The sequence below is a fragment of the Kitasatospora putterlickiae genome (genome assembly GCF_039527695.1).
Lineage (GTDB): Bacteria > Actinomycetota > Actinomycetes > Streptomycetales > Streptomycetaceae > Kitasatospora > Kitasatospora putterlickiae.
The window spans coordinates 12,600-19,387 of record NZ_BAAAKJ010000113.1 but is presented as its reverse complement, the minus strand read 5'-3'; the positions used below and the strand labels follow the sequence as shown (position 1 = coordinate 19,387).

Genomic DNA, 6,788 nt, shown 5'->3' with positions numbered 1-6,788 from the left:
GGTCGACCGGGCGGCCGAAGCCCAGGTCGACCGGGTGGAGACGGGCGGCCACCAGGGCGCCGTCCTCGAAGGTGAGCACCGGGACGAGCGACTGCCAGTACCGGCGGTGCGGGGCGAACATCCGGCGGCCGTGGCCGCCGATCTCGTCGAAGTACCGGCCCGGGGTGAGCTGCCGGCCGGCGGCGACCTTCGCGTAGTCCTCGGCCGGGACCCGGTCGGCGAGTTCGATCTGGCTGACGACGTTCCCCAGGCTGTAGAAGATCGGCTTGCCCCGGTGGATCTCCACTCCGCGCAGGTGGTGCGGGCCGTGTCCGACCACCATGTCGGCGCCTTCGTCGATCATCCGGTGGGCGAACTCGCGCAGGAACTCGCCGGGCGTCTCCGGCGTCGGTCCGGGCTCGTGGGAGTGCACGCTGACCAGGACGAGGTCCGCGCGGCGACGGGCCTCGGCCACCCACCGGGAGATCCCGTCGAGGTCCCCCGGATCGCACCCGGTGACGAAGCCCGGCGTGTCCGCCGTCTCGAAGCGGGTGCCGAACAGGTTGAGACGGCGGGGTGACGGCATGGCGGGGTCGAACCCGAGCAGGGTGCGCGCCTCGGCCCGCCGGTCCCGCAGCCCCGTTTCGCCGTCGATCTCGCGCAGGACGTCCATCTGCGCGGGCGTCACCCGCAGCGTCGCGCCGTGCCGCAGCGGGCTCAGCCCGGGACGGCCCGGCAGGTCCGGGGACGGGGCGGCCGCCTCCTGCCCGGGCAGGAACGTCGAGCTGCACGAGAGCACGGCCAGGCTGCCTGCGGGACGGTCGGCGTAGACCGGCCGGCGTGCGGCGGTGAGGTCGGCGCCGATCCCGGCGAACGGGACGCCCTTGGTGCGCAACAGGTCCACGGTGCCGAGCAGCCCGTCCGTGCCCAGGTCCAACGCGTGGTTGTTGGCGCAGCCGAACACCGTGAAGCCGGCCGCCAGGACCTCGTCGACCATGCCCGGGTCCGCGACCAGGCAGCCGCCGCCGGCCGCGTTGTGCACCGGATGCCCCCGCCCGGTCGCGGGAACGAACTCCAGGTTGGTGAAGGCGAAGTCGGCGGCCCGCAGCGTCTCGCGCAGTCCGGCGGCGGCCGGGTCGGAGGTGATCAGCGCTCCCCGGGTGGCCATGCAGTCCCCGGAGAGCGCCACGGTCAGCCGTGTCATCCGCGGGCCTCCGTCACCGCGCGGGTGAGTGCGCCGACCGCGTCGGCCCCGGTGACGTCGACGCGCTTGCCGTCCACCATGACGGTCGGGGTCAGCGCGACCTTGCGGGACGCGGCGACGTCGGAGACGTACCGCACCCAGGGCGTGTACGTGCCGGCCCGGACGCACTCCCCGAAGGCGGCGTCGGTGATCCCGGCGTCCCGCCCGGCCTCGATCAGCTGGGTCTCGCTCAGGCCCGGCCCGCGTTCGGCGGGCTGCCTGTCGAACAGCACGGTGGAGTACTCCACGAACCGGTCCTGGTCGGCGGCACAGGCCGCGGCGGAGGCCGCCCGGGTCGAGTAGCCCTCGGGGCTGCTGCGGTTGTCGAGGAAGGTGACCGGGTGGTAGACGACGCTCACGTCGCCGCCCTCCCGCAGCTTCTTCAGCTCTCCGGCCAGCGCCTTCTCCGTGTTGCGGCACTCGGGGCAGAGGTAGTCGAGGTAGAGGTCGACGCGCACCCCGCCGGAGGAGGCGAGCAGGCCCGCCTTGTCGTCCGTCGCGGCGACGGGGACGCGGCTCGGTACCTCGTCCGGCATGACGTTGGTCGCCCGGACGAGTCCGACGCCGACGAGCGCGGCCCCGATCACCACGACCGCGGCCACCAGCGACACCACCAGGGTGCGCCGCCGGCGGTGCCGTTTTTGCACCATCTCCCGCACCAGGGTGTCCGTTGCCTGCATCGCCTATCGCTCCTTCGTGTCCAGGACCCAGTGGTCCAGCGCGTAGCGGGTTCGCGGATTCCGGATCAGGAGGACGGCCACGGCGAGCAGGACGAGGTCGCGCGCGATGTCGATGACGTAGCCGCGCTCGGCCCCGCTCGTCACCGTGCCTCCGCTGCTGAAGCAGCCGCAGTCGATGGACATCCCCCGGGCCCACACCGAGGTGATGGCCGCGATGTACATCACCATCAGCACGGCCGCGCCGGCCGCCACCACTCTGGTGGCCAGCCCCAGGACCAGCAGCACGGCGAGCGCGATCTCGATGAAGGGGAGGACGCCGCCGATGAGCTGGGCGCTCTCCTCGGGCACGATCCGGTAGAGGACGACCGTGCGGCCGGCCTCCCTGAGATCCGGGATCTTCACCAGGCCGGCGTAGCCGAGGACCGCGGCCAGGAGCAGCCGTGCCGCGGTCCCCGTCCACTCCCGCACCTGGCCGGCCCGCACCGGGCGGACTTCGGTTCCGTTCATCGTCCGCATCACTGCGACCGCGAGAACCGGTACGTGGCCACGCCGAGCGCGACGGCGGTGATCGCCAGCAGCAGCCCCAGTTCCGCGACCACGGGCGGCTGCCAGTCCCCGAGCAGAAGACGGGTCTGCTCCGAGGTCAGGATGTCGGGCCCGGGAAGGGTCCGGCGGACCGCGTCGACGCCGTAGGTGAGGGGATTGAGCTTGACCACGGTGTCGAGCCAGCCCGGCAGCCCGTTCGGCGGGAACATCGCGCCGGAGAAGAACATCAGCGGCATCAGGCTCAGGTTCACCACGATCTGGAACGTCTCGACCTTCCGGATGGTGACCGCGGCGAGCAGCCCGAGCGAAGTGAACAGCAGCGAGACGAGCAGCATCTCCAGCAGGGCGACCAGCAGCATCGGCGTGTACCGGATGCCCGCGATGCCTCCGACCGACAGGAGCATGAAGCCGTAGACCGCCCCCGTGGTGGCTCCGCCGAGCGCGAGGCCGATCACGATGCTGGAGCGCGGGAACGGCGAGACGAGCATCTGCCGGAGCATGCCGAGCCTGCGGTCCCACACCAGCGAGATGCCCACGGCGACCGCCGGCGCCTGCACCGACATGATCAGCGTGCCGGGGAACAGGAAGGCCCGGTAGTCGTTCAGCTGGGCCTTGCCGAGGCTGGAGGAGGCCGCGTCGAGGCCGGTGCCCAGGACGACGAGGAACAGCAGCGGGGTCACCAGACCCATGATCACGCGCACGGGGTTGTGCCGCAGCCGCGTCATCTCCCGCCGCCAGAGCAGCACGTACGGTCTGAGGGCGAACGCCCGGCGGTCGGCGGACGGGCCGGCGGGTGCCGCCTTGCCGGCCGGTGCCTCCAGTACGGTGTCCAGACGGCTCATCGCAGTCCCTCCCCGATGTCGTTGAGTGTGCGGGCCTTCGTCCCGCTCTCTCGGATCTCGGCCCCGGTGTGGTGCAGGAAGACGTCGTCGAGGGTCGGCGAGGTGACGGTCACCGAGCTCACGGTCACCCCGAGTCCGGTGCACAGCCGCGGCACCAGGGCGGGTCCGTGGGAGACCCGCAGCCGCACGCCGTCGGGGGCGAGTTCCGCCGTGAGGCCGAAGCGGTCGGCGAGTTGCTCCACCGCGCGCGCGTCGTCCTCGGTGCGCAGCACGACGAGGTCGGCTCCGATGATGGACTTCAGCTCCGCGGGCGACCCCTCGGTGACGACCTTGCCCTTGTCGAAGATCGCGATCCGGTCACACTGCTCCGCCTCCTCCAGCTGGTGCGTGGTGAAGAAGACGGTGATGCCCCGTTCCTGCCGCAGCCTGCCCAGGTACTCCCAGACGGCCGCGCGGGTCTGCGCGTCGAGACCGGTGGTCGGCTCGTCGAGGAAGAGCACCCTGGGGGAGCCGAGCAGGCCCCGGGCGATCTCCAGGCGGCGGCGCATACCGGTGGAGAACTGTCCCACGGGCACGTTGCTGCGCCCGGACAGTTCCATCATGTCGAGCATCCCGGCGATCACCGGGCGTGCATCGCGGCGGTTGAGCCCGCACAGGTCGGCCTGGAAACGGAGGTTCTCGGCCGCGGTGAGGTCCTGGTCGAGCGTCGACTCCTGGAAGACGATGCCGATCCGGCGGCGCACCTCGGAGGCCTGGCTCACCACGTCGGCACCGGCCACCTCCGCCCGGCCCGCCGTGGGCTTGAGGAGCGTGGTCAGCATGCTGATGGTCGTCGTCTTCCCGGCGCCGTTGGGCCCCAGGAAGCCGAACGTCGCGCCGTCGGGGACCGTCAGGTCGAGACCGTTGACCGCCGCGGTGGTGCCGTAGTAGGCGTAGAGGCCCTCGGCCCGGATCGCCGTCATCGGTGCTTCCTCCCCTCGGGGCCGCGCACGGCCAGCACGGTCCGGAACACGCCCATCTCGCCCGGTTCGTCCACCGGCCGTCCGTCGATCTCGACCCAGGCGTGGGCGGCGAAGGGCTGGACGCGGAACCCCGTGCACCAGTCGGCCCACCTGCCCCGGGCCCGGCACATCAGGACGGTGGCGACGGACCGCTGGAGGCAGCCGAGGCCGGCGCAGCGGGTGCTGACCGAGACGACCGCCTGCCTGGCCCGCGCCGTCTCGGCGTATCCGGCGGGCCGGGTTCCCCGGCTGAGCACGCGCAGCACCCGCTGGAGCCGGGCCGGAGGCAGCCTGACGAGCAGGCGGGCCACGCCGGCCGCGAGTCTGGGGGCGATCTGGCGGTGCAGCGGAAGCCGCGGAGCCTGTTCCGCGACGGCGGGGGTGGTCACTGCGAGACCTCCAGGAGGCTGGCCGCGCTCAGCGCGCCGACGAGGTCCATCACGTCCTTGTGCGCCTGGTCCTCGCTCACGGGGGCGGCCTCGGCCATCAGCGCGGCGACCGTGCGGGGGGTCTCGCCTTCGAGCAGCTTGCCCAGGATGGCGGAGCCGGACGCGTTGAGCTGCCAGTAACGGCCCCGGCGTCCGTCGAGCAGGACCGCCCCGGACTCGATCGGGGTGAGGGTGACGTCGCGGGCAAGGCTCAGCTTCATGTGCGTTCTCCCGTGTCCTGGGGGTGGGGCCGAAGGTGCGTCCTGAGCCAGCTCTCGCACGCCACGGTGGTCTCGATCGGCTGGATGTGGTGGGCCATCGGCCCGGGGTTGAGCACCGCGGCCCGGAACTTCGCCGGGTCGATGAGGCCGAGCCGGGCGAGCTGCGAGTCCTCGCAGAGTTCCAGGAGCCGGGCCCGGTTGCGGGCGATGCCCCGGAACGCCTCGGCACTGAACTCGCCCTTGTCGCGGCGGTCGAGGATGTCCCCGGGCACGAGGCCCCGTACGGCGTCGATCAGCAGCGGCTTGAACCGCCCGGTCGCCAGACGCTGGTCGATCCGGGTGGACATCGCCGCTTCCAGGACACGGTCGTCGAGGAAGGGGGCGTCCCAGACGAGGCCGCTGCCGGCGACGACGGTGTTGACCTGACGGACCGTCTTGCCCTCGAAGACGATCGAGGCGAGCGCCTGGTGCCGGGCCCGGTCCGCGTCGAGCGGCTCGGGGGTCTGCCGGGCGGCGTCGCCGAGCAGCTTCCGGACGGCCGTCACGGCGTCAGGCGTGGCCCAGGCCGGCATGCGGGGCGCGAACACCCAGCCGAAGTCGGGCTCGTCGAGCGGCGGAGGCGGATCGCTGATCCGGGCGGCGACCCTGGCGAGGCTCCGGGCGAACGTCGACCGGTCGGAGAGCTCCCGCACGGTCGCGTTCCAGGACCACCGGTTGGCGAGCCGGTAGCGGTTGACCAGCTTCAGGCCGTTGACGGGTTGGGCCCGGGCCAGCGACCAGGCGCACGCGGGCATCCGCCCGAACAGTTCGTCCCCTCCGAAGCCCGTCAGGTGCAGGGAGGCGCCCTCACCGGTGGCGCGTTTCGCCAGGTCCCGGATGTGCGCGAGCCCGGAGGCCCAGGTCGACGGCCCTTCCGGGGCGAGGTGCGCGAAGTCGGCGGTGTAGCCGACGTCCAGCAGGTTCTCGGCGCGCTCCGAGGAGAGCATGTGGTGCCGGGCGGACGGGAGCATGGCGGCGGCCTTGCGCGCCCAGAGGGTGTCCTCGTTGGCGCCGTCGATCGGCATGACGTGGTACGTGACCAGGTCGGCGCCGGCCGCGTCGGCGAGGAAGCAGAGGGAGGTCGAGTCCAGGCCGCCGGACAGGTCGGCGCTGATCGTCCGGTCCGGACGGACCCGGGTGGCGACCGCCTCGGTCAGCGCGGTGCGTACGGCCCGCGCGCCCTCCGCGAGCGACAGCGTGGCCTCGGGCAGGCTCCACCAGCGGATCTGCCGCGACCGGCCGTCCGCGTCCAGTTCGAGCCAGTGCCCGGTGCCGAGCGCGTCGATGCCCCGCCGGACCGGGCGCAGGGACAGCGGCCAGGGCGCGCCGCCGGGTGCCAGGAGGCGGGCGGCCAGCAGCGTCTCGTCGAGACTCGCGCCGGTGAGGCGCAGCAGCGGCTCCGTCTCGCCGGCCGCCACGGTCACCCCGTCCACCACGGCGGTGAAGACCTGTCGCACACCGGAGACCGAGCCCTGCACGCGGACCTTGCCGTCCATCGATCCCATCAGATGGACGAGGCCGGGCAGGCGGGACGCGACGGCGTCGATGTCGTGGAGGGAGCGCATCCGCCCGAGTGCGGCCGTGGTGGCCTGCTCGTCGAGCCGGGTGCGTCCCAGGAGTGCCAGGCGCCGTTGACCGGCCTGGAGCACCGTCATCTCGTCCTCGTGCCAGTCCCCCAGGATCCAGGGCCGCCCCGACGCGTGGTCGATCCGGTGGGTCGCCCGCAGCCGCGCGGCCACCCCGGCACCGGCCGCGCTGTCCGGAAGAACTACGAATTCCATGTCGCCTCGCTCCCCGGGTGGTGCCGGT

Annotated in this window: 8 protein-coding genes; all 8 read right to left on the bottom strand. The window is 72.8% G+C overall.

The window, feature by feature from the left end; genetic code table 11:
* Positions 1 to 1,183, bottom strand: a 1,183-nt coding sequence (gene mslH / locus ABD308_RS11965) for a lasso peptide C-terminal Trp epimerase (protein ID WP_344332267.1), incomplete at its 3' end; no start/stop codon positions are given.
* Positions 1,180 to 1,902: a DsbA family protein gene (locus ABD308_RS11960; RefSeq protein WP_344332264.1), complete on the bottom strand. Its 723-nt coding sequence runs from the start codon at positions 1,900 to 1,902 to the stop codon at positions 1,180 to 1,182. The genes mslH and ABD308_RS11960, both read right to left, overlap by 4 nt.
* Before the next feature lie 3 nt (positions 1,903 to 1,905).
* A complete protein-coding gene (locus ABD308_RS11955) occupies positions 1,906 to 2,409 on the bottom strand; it encodes a MauE/DoxX family redox-associated membrane protein (protein WP_344332261.1) in 504 nt (167 codons plus the stop codon).
* Positions 2,410 to 2,417: 8 nt separating this feature from the next.
* A complete protein-coding gene (locus ABD308_RS11950) occupies positions 2,418 to 3,290 on the bottom strand; it encodes an ABC transporter permease (RefSeq protein ID WP_344332256.1) in 873 nt (290 codons plus the stop codon).
* On the bottom strand, positions 3,287 to 4,252 hold the full coding sequence (locus tag ABD308_RS11945; RefSeq protein WP_344332249.1) for an ATP-binding cassette domain-containing protein: 966 nt from the start codon (positions 4,250 to 4,252) through the stop codon (positions 3,287 to 3,289). Before ABD308_RS11945 ends, ABD308_RS11950 begins: the two co-directional genes overlap by 4 nt.
* A complete protein-coding gene (locus tag ABD308_RS11940) occupies positions 4,249 to 4,680 on the bottom strand; it encodes a lasso peptide biosynthesis B2 protein (protein WP_344332245.1) in 432 nt (143 codons plus the stop codon). The genes ABD308_RS11945 and ABD308_RS11940 overlap by 4 nt, the downstream gene beginning before the upstream one ends.
* Positions 4,677 to 4,940: a lasso peptide biosynthesis PqqD family chaperone gene (locus tag ABD308_RS11935; RefSeq protein ID WP_344332243.1), complete on the bottom strand. Its 264-nt coding sequence runs from the start codon at positions 4,938 to 4,940 to the stop codon at positions 4,677 to 4,679. Before ABD308_RS11935 ends, ABD308_RS11940 begins: the two co-directional genes overlap by 4 nt.
* The gene (locus ABD308_RS11930; RefSeq protein ID WP_344332241.1) at positions 4,937 to 6,760 is read right to left on the bottom strand and encodes a lasso peptide isopeptide bond-forming cyclase; all 1,824 of its coding nucleotides are present in this window, start codon (positions 6,758 to 6,760) and stop codon (positions 4,937 to 4,939) included. The genes ABD308_RS11935 and ABD308_RS11930 overlap by 4 nt, the downstream gene beginning before the upstream one ends.
* Positions 6,761 to 6,788: the final 28 nt, after the last annotated feature.